General features: G+C 60.5%; 15 protein-coding genes. 9 read left to right on the top strand and 6 right to left on the bottom strand.

Going from position 1 to position 15,109, the window contains the following annotated elements; translation table 11 throughout:
- Window positions 1–20 precede the first annotated feature (20 nt).
- Both ACQKP4_RS11530 and ACQKP4_RS11525 read left to right on the top strand, forming a co-directional pair.
- Entirely contained in the window at window positions 21–905 is an 885-nt protein-coding gene (locus ACQKP4_RS11530; protein ID WP_427633185.1) for an SMP-30/gluconolactonase/LRE family protein, read from the top strand.
- Window positions 902–1,771 (top strand): aldose 1-epimerase, encoded by an 870-nt coding sequence (locus tag ACQKP4_RS11525; protein WP_427633184.1) that lies wholly within the window; start codon window positions 902–904, stop codon window positions 1,769–1,771. The genes ACQKP4_RS11530 and ACQKP4_RS11525 overlap by 4 nt, the downstream gene beginning before the upstream one ends.
- Before the next feature lie 3 nt (window positions 1,772–1,774).
- On the opposite strand, the gene ACQKP4_RS11520 is transcribed toward ACQKP4_RS11525, so the two are convergent.
- Window positions 1,775–2,575 (bottom strand): sulfite exporter TauE/SafE family protein, encoded by an 801-nt coding sequence (locus ACQKP4_RS11520; protein ID WP_427633182.1) that lies wholly within the window; start codon window positions 2,573–2,575, stop codon window positions 1,775–1,777.
- Window positions 2,576–2,737: 162 nt separating this feature from the next.
- Between ACQKP4_RS11520 and ACQKP4_RS11515 the strand changes: the two genes are divergently transcribed.
- Window positions 2,738–3,601, top strand: coding sequence for an MBL fold metallo-hydrolase (locus tag ACQKP4_RS11515; protein ID WP_427633180.1), 864 nt, complete (start codon window positions 2,738–2,740; stop codon window positions 3,599–3,601).
- A 110-nt stretch (window positions 3,602–3,711) separates the two neighbouring features.
- On the opposite strand, the gene bkdR is transcribed toward ACQKP4_RS11515, so the two are convergent.
- Entirely contained in the window at window positions 3,712–4,200 is a 489-nt protein-coding gene (gene bkdR, locus ACQKP4_RS11510) for a Bkd operon transcriptional regulator BkdR (RefSeq protein WP_219094824.1), read from the bottom strand.
- Between the two features lie 186 nt (window positions 4,201–4,386).
- On the opposite strand from bkdR, the gene ACQKP4_RS11505 reads away from it, so the two are divergent.
- From ACQKP4_RS11505 to ACQKP4_RS11485, 5 genes are all read left to right on the top strand, one after another.
- Window positions 4,387–5,622 (top strand): 3-methyl-2-oxobutanoate dehydrogenase (2-methylpropanoyl-transferring) subunit alpha, encoded by a 1,236-nt coding sequence (locus ACQKP4_RS11505; RefSeq protein ID WP_427633177.1) that lies wholly within the window; start codon window positions 4,387–4,389, stop codon window positions 5,620–5,622.
- Between the two features lies 1 nt (window position 5,623).
- Window positions 5,624–6,682 carry an alpha-ketoacid dehydrogenase subunit beta gene (locus ACQKP4_RS11500; RefSeq protein ID WP_427633176.1) on the top strand — a complete coding sequence of 353 codons (1,059 nt, stop codon included), beginning with the start codon at window positions 5,624–5,626 and terminating at the stop codon, window positions 6,680–6,682.
- Entirely contained in the window at window positions 6,683–7,963 is a 1,281-nt protein-coding gene (locus ACQKP4_RS11495; RefSeq protein ID WP_427633174.1) for a dihydrolipoamide acetyltransferase family protein, read from the top strand. It abuts the gene before it with no gap.
- 18 nt (window positions 7,964–7,981) lie between these two features.
- The gene (gene lpdA, locus ACQKP4_RS11490) at window positions 7,982–9,364 is read left to right on the top strand and encodes a dihydrolipoyl dehydrogenase (protein WP_427633172.1); all 1,383 of its coding nucleotides are present in this window, start codon (window positions 7,982–7,984) and stop codon (window positions 9,362–9,364) included.
- A gap of 253 nt (window positions 9,365–9,617) precedes the next feature.
- Window positions 9,618–10,637 (top strand): branched-chain amino acid aminotransferase, encoded by a 1,020-nt coding sequence (locus ACQKP4_RS11485; protein WP_427633170.1) that lies wholly within the window; start codon window positions 9,618–9,620, stop codon window positions 10,635–10,637.
- A 57-nt stretch (window positions 10,638–10,694) separates the two neighbouring features.
- Here ACQKP4_RS11485 and ACQKP4_RS11480 read toward each other — a convergent pair whose 3' ends face one another.
- From ACQKP4_RS11480 to ACQKP4_RS11470, 3 genes are all read right to left on the bottom strand, one after another.
- Window positions 10,695–11,537 carry a TIGR03915 family putative DNA repair protein gene (locus ACQKP4_RS11480; RefSeq protein ID WP_427633168.1) on the bottom strand — a complete coding sequence of 281 codons (843 nt, stop codon included), beginning with the start codon at window positions 11,535–11,537 and terminating at the stop codon, window positions 10,695–10,697.
- Complete coding sequence (locus tag ACQKP4_RS11475) at window positions 11,534–12,754, bottom strand: putative DNA modification/repair radical SAM protein (RefSeq protein WP_427633166.1); 1,221 nt, start codon at window positions 12,752–12,754, stop codon at window positions 11,534–11,536. The genes ACQKP4_RS11480 and ACQKP4_RS11475 overlap by 4 nt, the downstream gene beginning before the upstream one ends.
- 139 nt (window positions 12,755–12,893) lie before the next feature.
- Complete coding sequence (locus tag ACQKP4_RS11470; RefSeq protein ID WP_427633164.1) at window positions 12,894–13,232, bottom strand: FKBP-type peptidyl-prolyl cis-trans isomerase; 339 nt, start codon at window positions 13,230–13,232, stop codon at window positions 12,894–12,896.
- A 162-nt stretch (window positions 13,233–13,394) separates the two neighbouring features.
- On the opposite strand from ACQKP4_RS11470, the gene ACQKP4_RS11465 reads away from it, so the two are divergent.
- Window positions 13,395–14,468 (top strand): diguanylate cyclase domain-containing protein, encoded by a 1,074-nt coding sequence (locus ACQKP4_RS11465; protein ID WP_427633162.1) that lies wholly within the window; start codon window positions 13,395–13,397, stop codon window positions 14,466–14,468.
- Between the two features lie 3 nt (window positions 14,469–14,471).
- Here the strand turns inward: ACQKP4_RS11465 and ACQKP4_RS11460 are convergent, their stop codons facing one another.
- On the bottom strand, window positions 14,472–14,780 hold the full coding sequence (locus ACQKP4_RS11460) for an RcnB family protein (protein ID WP_427633160.1): 309 nt from the start codon (window positions 14,778–14,780) through the stop codon (window positions 14,472–14,474).
- Window positions 14,781–15,109: the final 329 nt, after the last annotated feature.

Raw genomic sequence — 15,109 nt, 5'->3', positions numbered from 1 at the left:
ATCCAAGGGAACGAGTGGCCATGTCAGCCGAAATGATTGTCGATGCCCGCAACGCGGTCGGTGAAAGTCCGGTGTGGGTGCCCGAGGAAAATGCCCTGTATTGGGTTGATATTCCGGCCGGGAAGCTGCATCGGTGGAACGCCGAGACCGGCCACGTCAACGCCTGGAAAACCCCGGAGATGCTCGCCTGCATCGCCCGGCAAAGCGACGGTAATTGGCTGGCCGGGATGGAAAGCGGCTTCTTTCAATTGCGCCCGCACAACGACGGCAGCCTCGACAGCGAATTGCTCGCGAACGTCGAGCATGCGCGCAGCGACATGCGCCTGAACGACGGTCGTTGCGACCGTCAGGGTCGTTTCTGGGCCGGCAGCATGGTCTTGAACATGGGCGCCAACGCGGCGCACGGCACGCTGTACCGCTACGCCAGCGGCCAGCGCGGCCCCGTCGATGCGCAACTGGGCGGGTTCATCGTCCCCAATGGCCTGGGTTTCAGCCCGGATGGCCGGACGATGTACCTGTCCGACTCGCACCCCTTGGTCCAACAGATCTGGGCCTTTGATTACGACCTCGACAGTGGCACGCCGTGCAATCGGCGGCTGTTTGTCGATATGAATCAATTCCCCGGCCGCCCCGACGGCGCGGCGGTAGACGCCGAAGGCTGCTATTGGATTTGCGCCAACGACGCCGGGCTGATTCACCGTTTCACCCCCGACGGTCGCCTGGATCGCTCCATTGCCGTGCCGGTGAAGAAACCCACCATGTGCGCCTTCGGTGGCAGTCGGTTGGACACGCTGTTCGTGACCTCGATCCGCCCTGGTGACGACCACGATCCGCAGTCGCTGGCCGGCGGCGTGTTTGCGCTGGACCCTGGGGTAAAAGGCTTGCCGGAGCCCACTGCACAATGACCCTGGAACTGCTCGAACTCGAAGACCAACTGACCCACCTCACCCTGGCCCCCGAACTCGGCGGCAGCCTCGTCAACTGGACGGTCCGCAGCACCGGCCAGCCGCTGTTGCGCCACAACGACGCCCAAGCGTTGAGCACGGGTCTGCCCGGAAAACTGGGTTGCTATCCGCTGGTGCCCTGGTCAAACCGGATTGCCGGAGGCGGTTTTGATTGCCCCGATGGCTGGCTTGCGCTGACGCCCAATAGCCTGACCGACCCGTTGCCCATTCATGGCAGCGCCTGGCAACAACCGTGGGCCGTGCTGTCGCAATCGAACGATGAAATCGTCTTGCAACTCGACAGCGCAACGCCGTTTGCTTATCGCGCGCGGCAACGGTTTCAGTTGAGTGAAGGTCGATTGACGGTGCAGTTAGAGGTCACTCATCTGGCCGAACAGGCCGCCTGGCATGGGCTTGGCTTGCACCCGTATTTTCCGCGCACGGCAAACACCCGGCTGCAGGCGAAGGCTGAGCGAGTCTGGTTGTGCGATGGTTCGAAACTGCCGACCGAACAGGTTGAACTGCCCGTCGAATGGGATTTTCAGGCGCTTCAAGCGTTACCCGCGTCGCTGGTCGACAACGGCTTTTGTGACTGGGACGGCCACTGCCTGATCGAGCAACCGGACCTCGGTTACACGCTGGAATGCCAGGCCACCGGCAGCGATTACTACCTGCTTTATTGCCCGGTCGGCCCGGCGTTTTTCTGCATCGAACCGGTCAGTCATCCAGTCAACGCGCATCACCTGCCCGGCCGTCCTGGCTTGCGCCTGCTGGAGCAGGGCCAATCCATAGCACTCACCTTCAGCCTGCAATACCGAGCGCTCTGAGCCTCAGGCGCGAATCAACATGTACACCGCGACGACCAGGCAGACACTGGCGAAACCCACCTGCAATGCACGCGCCGGTACGCTGGCGCAAATCCTGCGGCCGATGACCATGCCAACGATGCTGGCGACAATAAACGCTACACCCAATGAGTCGATCCTGACCCCGGCGTGAAACGCGCCGATCACACCGATGGCCGAAATCAGGCTGATCACCATCAAGGACGTGGCGACGATGCCGCGCATCTGCACATCGGTCAATTGCTTGAACGCCGGCACGATCAGAAAGCCGCCGCCGACCCCGAGCAACCCCGACACCACGCCCGTGACCGCCCCCAATGCCGCCAACGTTGCCGTGCATTTGGCGGTCCAGGAAAAGCGTCCGGTCTGTTGATCGAGCATGCAGTTTTTCTGGCCCCAGTTGGCGTGGCCGTGGTCACTCGGTCCTTCCTCCTGACGCTCGCGGCGCAGCATCCGCCAAGCCACCATGACCATCAGCAGGCTGAACAAAACCATCAGGATTTTTTCCGGTAACTGATGGGCGAAATAGATCCCGACCGGCGAAAACACTGCACCGAGCAGCGCGATCAGCAACGCCGCGCGATAGCGCACCAGCCCATGCCGCAAGCCGTCAATCGCCCCGACCGCTGCCGCACTGCCGACCGCAAGCAGGGCGACAGGCGCTGCTTGCGTCATGCTCAAGCCCAACCCCAGCACCAACGCCGGCACCGCAAGAATGCCGCCGCCGGCCCCGGTCAACCCGAGGACCAGGCCCATGACCACACCAAAAAAACTCGCCAACAACATAAAACGCTCGTGATCCGCGAAAAAAAGCCGGGAACGCCCGGTATCGATGACTGACAGGATAGAGCCAGTGCGGGGTTTTTCCTGCATTGAATTAACGCGGGGCTGGTCAACGCAGGGAAAATGAATCTACCCTCAGTGCTCGTTCAGATAGAAATGTTCACCATGCCTGCCTTGATTGAAGCTTTCCTCGACCCAGCCTCGTCGACTTACAGTTACGTGATTTACCAGGCCGACGGCGGTCAGTGCGCGATCGTCGATCCGGTGCTCGACTATGATCCTGCCGCCGGACGAACCACCACCGCGCAGGCTGACAAGATTATCGCCTTCGTCCGCCAACATCGGTTGCAGGTGCAATGGCTGCTGGAAACCCACGCTCACGCCGATCACCTGTCCGCCGCGCCTTATTTGCGTCGCGAGTTGGGCGGAAAAATTGCGATTGGCCAGTCGATCAGCAAGGTTCAGGGCGTATTCAAAAGCCTGTTCAACCTTGAGCCGGAATTTTGTGTGGATGGCTCACAGTTCGATCATCTGTTCGCGCCGAACGAATCGTTCATGATCGGCACTCTCAAGGCCACGGCGCTGCATGTGCCTGGCCACACCCCGGCGGACATGGCGTATTTGATCGACAGCGAGGTGATTCTGGTCGGCGATACGCTGTTCATGCCGGACGTCGGCACCGCGCGCTGCGACTTTCCGGGGGGCAATGCCAACCAGTTGTTTACCTCGATTCAGAAGCTGCTGGCATTCCCGGCCAGTGTTCGGCTTTTCGTCTGCCACGATTACCCGCCAGAGGGTCGCGAATCGCAGTGCGAAACCACCGTGGGCGAACAACGCAAGCGCAACATTCATGTGCACGATGGCATTGATGAGGCGGAGTTTGTCGCGATGCGCACCCAGCGCGATGCCGGGTTGGGCATGCCGAACCTGTTGCTGCCGGCGATCCAGGTGAACGTGCGGGCGGGCAATATGCCGCCGGCCGAAGACAACGGTGTCACCTATCTGAAGATCCCCATCAACAAGCTGTAAACGCAAAACCTGTGGGAGCGAGCTTGCTCGCGATGACGGTGTGTCAGGCAACATCTATTTCGACTGGCACGGCCCCATCGCGAGCAAGCCCGCTCCCACAGGGGTTTCGCTTAGTTGTTGAGGGTTAACCCATTCGCGGGCAATGGTAATGCGGTTTTATAGCGCACCTGCTTCAGCGCAAAGCTCGAACGAATGTTGGCGACGCCGGGCACTTTGGTCAGGAAGTCCATCATGAAACGCTCCAGCGACTGAATGGTCGGCACCAGCACCCGGATCAGGTAATCCGGGTCGCCCGCCATCAGATAACACTCCATCACTTCCGGGCGATCCGAAATCGCCTCTTCGAAATGCGCCAGCGCTTCCTCCACCTGTTTCTCCAGGCTCACGTGAATGAACACATTGACGTGCAAGCCCAGCAAATCGGCGTCCAGCAGCGTCACTTGCTCACGAATCAGCCCCAGTTCCTCCATCGCCTTGACCCGATTGAAGCACGGTGTCGGCGACAGGTTGACCGAGCGTGCGAGGTCGGCGTTGGTGATGCGTGCGTTCTCCTGAAGACTGTTGAGAATCCCGATATCGGTACGGTCCAGTTTGCGCATGAGATAAAACCACCTGTTTTTTGTGTTTATGCAGATTTTTTATCCTCAAATGATCTCCAGCGCAACGAAACACAGAGAAATATTCTCCTGCGCCGGGCCTATGATGTTTGTAGGACAAGATTTCCATCACCCGTGGAATGACGGTCAGCTCACTACAAGAAATTCACAAGATCGAGCGTAGAAGCCATGAACCAAGCGTACGAACCGCTGCGCCTGCACGTTCCCGAACCCTCGGGCCGCCCAGGCTGCAAAACCGACTTCTCCTACCTGCGTCTGACCGACGCCGGCACGGTGCGCAAACCCGCCATCGACGTAGAACCCGCCGACACCGCCGACCTCGCCAAAGGCCTGATTCGCGTGCTCGACGACGAAGGCAACGCCCTCGGTCCATGGGCTGAAGGCGTGCCGGTCGAGATCCTGCGCAAAGGCATGCGGGCCATGCTCAAGACGCGCATCTTCGACAACCGCATGGTGGTCGCCCAGCGTCAGAAAAAAATGTCGTTCTACATGCAAAGCCTCGGCGAAGAAGCCATCGGCAGCGCCCAGGCCCTGGCCTTGAACATCGACGACATGTGCTTCCCCACCTACCGCCAGCAAAGCATCCTGATGGCCCGCGATGTACCGCTGGTAGACCTGATCTGCCAATTGCTGTCCAACGAGCGCGATCCGCTCAAGGGACGTCAGCTGCCAATCATGTATTCGGTCAAGGACCATGGCTTCTTCACCATTTCCGGCAACCTCGCCACCCAATTCGTCCAGGGCGTGGGCTGGGGCATGGCCTCGGCGATCAAGGGCGACACCAAAATCGCCTCGGCCTGGATCGGCGACGGCGCCACCGCTGAATCCGACTTCCACACCGCCCTCACCTTCGCCCACGTGTACCGCGCGCCGGTGATCCTCAACGTGGTCAACAACCAGTGGGCCATCTCCACCTTCCAGGCAATCGCCGGCGGTGAAGCCACCACGTTCGCCGGTCGTGGCGTCGGTTGCGGCATTGCCTCCCTGCGGGTCGACGGCAACGATTTCGTCGCGGTATACGCCGCCTCTGCCTGGGCCGCCGAACGCGCCCGCCGCAACCTCGGCCCGACCATGATCGAATGGGTCACCTACCGCGCCGGTCCGCACTCGACTTCCGATGATCCGTCCAAATACCGTCCTGCCGACGACTGGAGCTACTTCCCGTTGGGCGACCCGATTGCGCGTCTCAAACAACACCTGGTGAAAATCGGCCAGTGGTCCGAAGAGGAACACCTCGCCGTCAGTGCTGAACTGGAAGCCGAAGTCATCGCCGCGCAGAAAGAAGCCGAACAGTACGGCACCCTCGCCGGCGGCCAGATTCCGAGCGCCGCGACCATGTTCGAAGACGTCTACAAAGAGATGCCGGAGCACTTGAAGCGCCAGCGTCAAGAGTTGGGGATCTGACATGAACGACCACAACACTCATATCGAGCTGGAAACCGCCATGACCACGACCACCATGACCATGATCCAGGCGTTGCGCTCGGCGATGGATGTGATGCTTGAGCGTGACGACAATGTCGTGGTGTTCGGCCAGGACGTGGGCTACTTCGGCGGCGTGTTCCGCTGCACCGAAGGCCTGCAGACCAAGTACGGCACCTCCCGCGTGTTCGATGCGCCGATTTCCGAAAGCGGCATCGTCGGCGTCGCCGTCGGCATGGGCGCCTACGGTTTGCGCCCGGTGGCTGAAATTCAGTTCGCCGACTACGTATACCCGGCGTCCGACCAGATCATTTCCGAAGCCGCGCGCCTGCGTTATCGCTCGGCCGGCGAGTTCACCGCGCCGATGACCCTGCGCATGCCTTGCGGCGGCGGCATCTACGGCGGCCAGACACACAGCCAGAGCATCGAGGCGATGTTCACTCAGGTCTGCGGTCTGCGCACCGTCATGCCTTCCAACCCTTACGACGCCAAAGGCTTGCTGATTGCCTCCATCGAAAATGATGACCCGGTGATCTTCCTTGAGCCAAAACGCCTGTACAACGGCCCGTTCGACGGCCACCACGACCGCCCGGTAACCCCGTGGTCGAAACACCCTGCCGCACAAGTCCCGGACGGTTACTACACCGTGCCGCTGGACGTGGCCGCCATCGCGCGTCCGGGCAAAGACGTGACCATCCTGACCTACGGCACCACGGTCTATGTGTCGCAAGTGGCTGCTGAAGAAACCGGCATCGACGCTGAAGTCATCGACCTGCGCAGCCTGTGGCCGCTGGACCTTGAGACCATCGTCAAGTCGGTGAAGAAAACCGGCCGTTGCGTGATCGTTCACGAAGCGACCCGCACCTGCGGTTTCGGCGCCGAACTGGTCGCGCTGGTGCAAGAGCATTGCTTCCACTACCTCGAAGCGCCGATCGAACGCGTCACCGGTTGGGACACGCCCTACCCGCACGCGCAAGAGTGGGCGTATTTCCCTGGCCCGACCCGTGTGGGCGCGGCTTTGCATCGGGTTATGGAGGTCTGAATGGGCACGCACGTCATTAAAATGCCGGACATTGGTGAAGGCATTGCAGAAGTTGAATTGTCGGTGTGGCACGTCAAGGTCGGCGACCTGGTCGTCGAAGATCAGGTGCTGGCCGATGTCATGACCGACAAGGCGATGGTCGACATCCCTTCGCCGGTGCATGGCAAGGTGATTGCGCTGGGCGGTGTGCCCGGCGAAGTCATGGCCGTTGGCAGCATCCTGATCAGCATTGAGGTTGAAGGCGCGGGCAACGTCAAAGAGTCCGCCCAACCTGTCGCGCCGGTGAAACAGGCGCCCGTCGCAGCGCCGAAGGTCGACGCCGTTGTCGAAAGCAAACCGGTAGCGGCGGCAACACCGCGAGCTGCCGTTTGCCCGGGCCCGGTGGTTGCTCGTGAGGCTAATGAGCGTCCATTGGCCTCCCCGGCCGTGCGCAAACACGCGCTGGACCTCGGCGTCCAATTGCGTCTGGTGCGTGGCAGTGGCCCGGCCGGTCGGGTGCTGCACGAAGACCTCGACGCCTATCTGGCGCAAGGTCAATCGAATGCGTCGACCGCCACCAGCACTGCGGCTTATGCCCAGCGAAATGACGAAGAGCAAATCCCGGTCATCGGCATGCGCCGCAAGATTGCCCAGCGCATGCAAGACGCCACTCAGCGTGCCGCACACTTCAGTTACGTCGAAGAAATCGATGTGACCGCCGTCGAAGAGCTGCGCGCGCATTTGAACGACAAACACGGCGCGACTCGCGGCAAGCTGACCTTGCTGCCGTTTCTGGTCCGCGCACTGGTCGTCGCGTTGCGCGACTTCCCGCAGATCAACGCCCGTTACGACGACGAAGCGCAGGTCATCACCCGCCTCGGCGCGGTGCATGTGGGCATCGCCACTCAAGCCGACATCGGTTTGATGGTGCCAGTGGTGCGTCACGCCGAAGCCCGCAGCCTGTGGGACAGCGCCTCGGAAATCTCCCGTTTGGCCAGTGCTGCGCGCAATGGCAAGGCCAGCCGCGACGAGTTGTCCGGGTCGAGCATCACCCTGACCAGCCTCGGCGCGCTGGGCGGCATCGTCAGCACCCCGGTGCTGAACCTGCCGGAAGTGGCGATTGTCGGCGTCAACAAAATTGTCGAACGCCCGATGGTGGTTAAAGGCCAGATCGTGATTCGCAAGATGATGAACCTCTCCAGCTCCTTCGATCACCGCGTGGTCGATGGCATGGACGCGGCGCAATTCATCCAGGCCGTTCGCGGCTTGCTCGAACAACCCGCCACGTTGTTCGTGGAATAAGTATTTGTGGAGCAAGGCATGCAAACTCTGAACACCACGCTGCTGATCATTGGTGGCGGCCCTGGCGGTTATGTCACGGCGATCCGTGCCGGCCAGTTGGGCATTTCGACCATTCTGGTGGAAGGCGAATCGTTGGGCGGCACTTGCCTGAACATCGGCTGCATCCCGTCGAAAGCACTGATCCACGTCGCCGAGCAGTTTCACCAGACGCAGCACCACAGCCAACACTCGGCGCTGGGCATCAGCGTTTCGGCACCGACCCTCGACGTCCGTAAAAGCGTCGAGTGGAAGGACGGCATCGTTGATCGCCTGACCACCGGTGTCGCCGCGCTGCTGAAAAAGAACAAAGTCCAGGTCATTCAAGGCTGGGCCAAGGTCGTCGACGGCAAGACAGTCGAAGTCGGCGACACGCGGATCCAGTGCGAGCACCTGGTGCTGGCCACTGGCTCGAAGAGCGTGAACCTGCCGATGCTGCCGATTGGCGGGCCGATCATCTCCTCCACCGAGGCCCTGACGCCGACGTCCGTGCCCAAACGATTGATCGTGGTCGGTGGCGGTTACATCGGTCTGGAGCTGGGGATTGCCTATCGCAAGCTCGGCGCAGACGTCAGCGTGGTCGAGGCACAGGATCGCATCCTGCCTGCCTATGACGCCGAACTGACACAGCCAGTGCACGACGAGCTGAAAAAACTCGGCGTGAAGCTTTACTTGAAGCACAGCGTCCAAGGCTTTGATTCCAGTAGTAATACCCTGCAAGTTCGCGACCCGAGCGGCGACACGCTTAATCTGGAGTCCGATCAGGTACTGGTCGCCGTGGGCCGTAAACCCAATACACAGGGCTGGAACCTCGAAGCGCTGAACCTGGACATGAACGGCTCGGCGATCAAGATCGACAATCGCTGCCAGACCAGCATGCGCAACGTGTATGCCATCGGCGACCTGAGTGGCGAACCGATGCTCGCGCACCGGGCCATGGCGCAGGGCGAGATGGTTGCCGAGCTGATCAGTGGCAAGTCCCGCGAGTTCAACCCGACCGCCATCGCCGCCGTGTGCTTCACCGACCCGGAACTGGTGGTGGTCGGCAAGACCCCGGACGACGTCAAGGCTGCGGGGCTGGATTGCATCGTGTCGAGTTTCCCGTTTGCGGCAAACGGTCGAGCGATGACGCTGGAATCAAAAAGCGGCTTTGTGCGGGTCGTCGCTCGTCGGGACAATCATGTGATTGTCGGCTGGCAAGCGGTGGGCGTGGGGGTCTCGGAGTTGTCGACGGCGTTTGGGCAGAGCCTGGAAATGGGCGCCCGGCTGGAAGACATCGCCGGCACCATCCATGCGCATCCGACGCTGGGCGAGGCGGTGCAGGAAGCGGCGTTACGAGCGCTAGGCCATGCGCTGCATCTATGATTCAGGGAAATTGATGGTGTAGGTGATGACCTCTTCGCGAGCAAGCCCGCTCCCACAGTGGATTTGTGTACGACACAGATCAGGTGTGGGAGCGGGCTGGCTCGCGAATTCTCAAGGGCAACATCATTTATCTGCCCATCAGCCGATAGTCCGGGCTGCGAAAAGCGTCCGGAATGAAGTATTGTTGTGCCCATCCAGAAAAACGTCAGAAGCCTTGAACCGTTTCGGCGGTTGTTAAGTGATAGAGGGTGTCATGGGTAACGAAAGCATCAATTGGGACAAGCTGGGTTTTGACTACATCAAGACAGACAAGCGTTTCTTGTCGTACTGGCGTGACGGTTCCTGGGACAAAGGCACCCTGACCGAAGATAACGTGCTGCACATCAGCGAAGGCTCGACTGCCCTTCACTATGGCCAGCAATGCTTCGAAGGCATGAAGGCCTATCGTTGCAAGGACGGTTCGATCAACCTGTTCCGCCCGGACCAGAACGCCCTGCGCATGCAGCGCAGCTGTGCACGCCTGCTGATGCCGTTCGTCGAAACCGAGCAATTCATCGAAGCCTGCAAAGCCGTGGTTCGTGCCAACGAACGGTTCATCCCGCCCTACGGCACTGGCGGCGCGCTGTACCTGCGCCCGTTCGTGATCGGCGTGGGTGACAACGTCGGCGTGCGCACCGCGCCCGAGTTTATCTTCTCGATCTTCTGCATCCCGGTCGGCGCTTACTTCAAGGGGGGGCTGACCCCGCATAACTTCCTGATCTCCAGCTTCGACCGTGCCGCCCCACAAGGCACCGGCGCCGCCAAGGTCGGTGGCAACTACGCCGCCAGCCTGATGCCAGGTTCCCTGGCCAAGAAAGCGCACTTCGCCGACTGCATCTATCTGGACCCGATGACTCACTCGAAAATCGAAGAAGTCGGCTCGGCCAACTTCTTCGGGATCACCCACGATGACAAATTCGTCACGCCGAAGTCGCCTTCGGTGCTGCCGGGCATCACCCGTCTGTCGTTGATCGAGCTGGCACAATCGCGCCTGGGCCTGGAAGTGATTGAAGGTGACGTGTTCATCGACAAGCTGTCCGACTTCAAGGAAGCCGGCGCCTGCGGCACGGCGGCCGTGATCACCCCGATCGGCGGTATCAGCTACAACGACAAACTGCACGTGTTCCACAGCGAAACCGAAGTCGGCCCGGTCACCCAGAAGCTCTATAAAGAGTTGACTGGCGTGCAGACGGGCGACATCGAAGCGCCAGCCGGCTGGATCGTCAAGGTTTGACCTGACACCCGCCGCTTGAAAAAACCCACTGGGAGCTGATGCTTCAAGTGGGTTTTTTTATGTCTTCTGACCGCGCTCTGCCTCTCCCAGCGCAATGCGTTTACCGCCCCTGCCCTTGATTCCGCTAGCCTGTCCGTCCTGTTGCTTACCGGTGCGCGCCTGCGTGATCAGCCCCGGAATCAATGCGCCTTCCGGCAGGTTTTTCCAGAATCGCGCTGGTAAATGCCCTTGCATGACCTTCGGGTTCAGCCGCGCCGGATTGAAGATGTGGCTGTAGTACGTCAGCCACATGTCGCTGTGCGGATCGTCGACGTTTTGCGCCAGTTGCTGCCATTCGACCGGGCATTGCCGCCGGTGGACCAATTGCTCGCCATCGTAATAAACCCCGTCCCGAGGGGTGGCGATCAACCAGCGATGGCGCCCCATGCGCCCGATAAAATGCTCACTGGCCGTCTGCAGGATGTCGTGGGCTGGCTCGTGCCAGGCCACATAATGCGGACCGTCACCTTCCGGCAATGCCACAAATCGAACAAAGGCATGCAGGTGATGCGCTTCGCGCTGAACCTGCTTGATGCGCCGCTGTAATTCGCTGCCAAGCCGGTCGCCGGCCATCATCGCGGTGCGGTCACCGTGACTGACGCGCCACAACACTTCGTACAGCAGGCTCCAGCGCTGATCACCGCGAAAACACGAGGCGCGCGCCAGGGTGTCGAGCAACGCCCTCGGAATTCGCGCATGAAACGGCCCCGACGCTTCAGGCAACACCTCGTCATTCGCGAACAGATCGGCCACTCCTTCACTGGCCCAACTCACCACGCTCGGGTCCACCTCATGGCTGAGCAACCAGCGAGCCTGCTGGCGCCAGGTGTCGAACAGTTCGTCGCAATCGAGGTTGATCATCCCCACAACCCCATTTGCTGCGGCTGCGGGCGGTCGCGCAGTTGCTGATAGAGCAAGTGACTGGTGACCTCCGCCTGCTGTGGGTGGTAATCGCTGGTGATGAAAAACGGCTTGGCCTTGGCCAGCACACAGCGCATCCGCGCCAGGTCCTCGTAACGAATGCGTCGCTGGCGACGCAGTTCCACCAGCCGCTCGGTGGTGCGCAGGCCGATACCGGGAATGCGCGCGATCAACGAGGCCTCGGCGCGGTTCAGGTCCAGCGGGAAAACCTCTCGATTCTCCAGCGCCCACGCCAGTTTCGGATCGATATCGAGGGCCAGATGGCCCGGCCCCTTGAACAACTCGCCCGCGGTGTAGCCGTAACTGCGCAACAGGAAATCGGCCTGATACAAACGGTGCTCGCGCATCAATGGCGGCGCGGCCAGAGGTACACTTTTCGGGCTGTTGGGGATCGGGCTGAATGCCGAGTAATAGACCCGACGCAAGCGGAAGTTGCCATACAGCGCCTGGGCGGTATGCAAAATGGTGCTGTCGTCGGTGTCATCGGCACCGACGATCATCTGCGTGCTCTGCCCGGCCGGAGCGAATTTTGGTGCACGCGGTTCGTTGAGGACCGTTTGTTCGCCGGTGTAGATCGTGCGCATCGCTTGCTTGATCGAGCTGAGTTGCTTCTCCGGGGCCAGGGTTTGCAGGCTGGTGTCAGTGGGCAATTCGATATTCACGCTCAACCGGTCGGCGTAACGCCCTGCTTCCTCGATCAGCGCCGGATCGGCTTCGGGAATGGTCTTGAGGTGAATGTAGCCGCGAAACTCATGGTCTTCGCGCAACAACCTGGCCACGCGAATCAACTGCTCCATGGTGTAGTCCGCCGAGCGAATGATCCCGGAACTGAGGAACAACCCGCTGACGCAATTTCGCCGGTAGAAATCCATCGTCAGCGTCACCACCTCTTCCGGTGTGAAGCGGGCACGAGGGACGTCGCTGGAACGTCGATTGACGCAGTACTGGCAGTCGTACAGACAGAAATTGGTCAACAGAATCTTCAGCAGCGACACACAACGCCCGTCCGGCGTGTAGCTGTGGCAAATGCCCATGCCGTCGGTCGAACCCAGACCGCTCTTGCCCTCGGAGCTGCGCTTGGGCGCGCCACTGCTGGCGCAGGACGCGTCATATTTGGCGGCGTCGGCGAGGATGCTGAGCTTGTCGATGAGTTCCATGGGGCAGCCCTTTTACTGTGTGAATATACAGTATAGGCTTCACCGATCATCTACAACCCGCAGGAGAACCCTTCATCGGGTCAGATCAAATCATCACTCGGCAACGACTGGCGCGGGCGGTGCGCAGACAACCGCGTGATCAATCATCCCGCGTCAGCACTTCAAGCAACTCGATCTCGAATATCAGATTCGAATTCGGCGTAATCGCCCCCATCGTCCGCTCGCCATACCCCAGATGCGCAGGCACCAGTAACTTGCGTTTGCCGCCGACCTGCATGCCGATGATTCCCTGATCCCAGCCCTTGATCACCCGACCGGTGCCAATCACGCACTGGAAAGGTTTGCCTCGGCTGTAGGAGGAATCGAATTCAGTGCCGTCTTCCAGCCAGCCGCGGTATTGGGTGGTGATGAGCGCGCCTTTCACGGCGGCTTTTCCGTCACCGGCTTCGAGATCGATTACCTGCAATTCATCATTCATAAACGTTCACTCTAGTGTTTCGTCGCCCAACCGGGCGTCATGGGCGCCGTTTTCCCAGAAATAGGCCCGTTTGGCAACCCACACGACCTGTTTCCAACGGTAGTCGTGCACTAAGATAGGCGGCCCCCCCAAGGATCAAAACGCCACGATGGCAATCCCTGAATGACTACCCTTTGGACCGGCGCAATTATCGGCGCGGTGTTGTTCGCGTTGATTTTTGCGCTGATCGTGCGCGAACGTTCGCTGCGCAAACAACTGGCCGAGTATCGCGCGCAGGTTGCCAGCCTGTCCGAAGCCCAAGGGACCCGCCAGAACGGCGACGCTGAACGTTTCAAACGCAGTCAGTACTTCGCGCGCATTGGCACCTGGGACTGGGACGTCGACACCGACAGGCTCTACTGGTCGGACGCCATCTACGGCATGTTCGGTTTCCGCATCGGCGAGGTGACACCCTCCTATGCGTTGTTTTGCGCCTGCGTGCATCCGGATGACCGGGCCAGGGTCCGGGCCGGTGAATTACGCTGCCTGGAAACCGGCGAGAACCACGACGAGGAATACCGCGTGGTCTGGCCCGACGGCAGCATTCGCTGGCTGCGCGAAACCGGCAACGTGGTCAAGAACGACCAGGACGCCACCGTCAAGATGATGGGGGTGGTGCGCGATATCACCGAAGAAAAAGCCTCCGCCAGTTACCTGAAACATTTGGCCCATTACGATCGGCTGACCGGCCTGCCCAATCGCCTGGTACTTGAAGAACGCCTGTCCGAGGCGCTGGAACAGGCCCGCCTCAGTGCAACGCGGGTGGCGCTGGTGTTTGTCGACCTCAATGGTTTCAAGGCCATCAACGACCATTACGGCCATGCCGCCGGCGACCGGGTGTTGGTCACCACCGCTACGCGCCTGAAGAAAATCCTGCGCTCGACCGACACGGTGGCCCGGATCGGCGGTGACGAATTTGTGGTGATTCTCCAGGGACTGCCGCAGGACGTCAGCCTTCAGGACGAGGCCCGCAGCATCTGCCAGAAGATATTCGTCGAACTGTCACCGCCGATCACCATCGGCCACGACCAGCGCCATATCGGCACTAGCCTGGGTGTCGCCGTGTTCCCGGACCACGCGCCCAGCATGGACAAGCTGATTCACATTGCCGACCTGGCGATGTATGAAGCCAAGCGTAGCGGCAACAATCAGTATCGGCTGGGCTGCGAAACATCGGTTCGCGCTCACAGCGAATAAGCCCTATTTTTCGACCGGAGTGATGTCGACAATCGTCCCGTTGGTGATCATCACCATCATGTACTTGTCATTGATCTGCACCCACTGGGCATCAGCCTTTGGTGCTTTCAGGCCTTTGGCTTTCCAGTTGGTCAAGGCCTTTTCGCTGCGCTGATAAACGTCCGGCGCGCGATCGCCCTTCACCAGTTCACGGGAATTGTTGACCCCGGGCTGCACGGTTTTCTGCGGGGAGTCATCCGCCTGAACGATGGGATTGATACCGGCAACACCGGCGGCAATGGCCAGGGCGGCGATGAGGGTTTTGCTGTGCATAGGGTGATTCTCCAGTAATGACGCGGTACCAGAACTCCGACTGCGCCCGCGTTAAATCATTCCTTACTGTAGCGACGATTCCGCAGCAAACAGCACGGGCGCTTGGCTGCAACGTCGGCACAGGTGACGAAAAACAACCGGGATTCATCGTGCCATTCATTTTCTTCCTGCACCGCAACCGGGAAGAAACCGAAGTGTTTACAAACCTGCGTTGCGCATAACCTGCGGTTCGGTCAGCGGATGATCGCGTTGTTCATGCCGAACCCGATTAAATGTGGGAGCGGGCTTGCTCGCGAAAGCGTCCTGACATTCAACAACAGTCTATGTTC

The organism is Pseudomonas sp. NPDC086278, from assembly GCF_050280905.1.
In the GTDB taxonomy this organism is placed as follows: Bacteria; Pseudomonadota; Gammaproteobacteria; order Pseudomonadales; family Pseudomonadaceae; genus Aquipseudomonas.
Note: the sequence above shows the minus strand (reverse complement) of the source record. Positions and strands in the feature narration are given on the sequence as shown.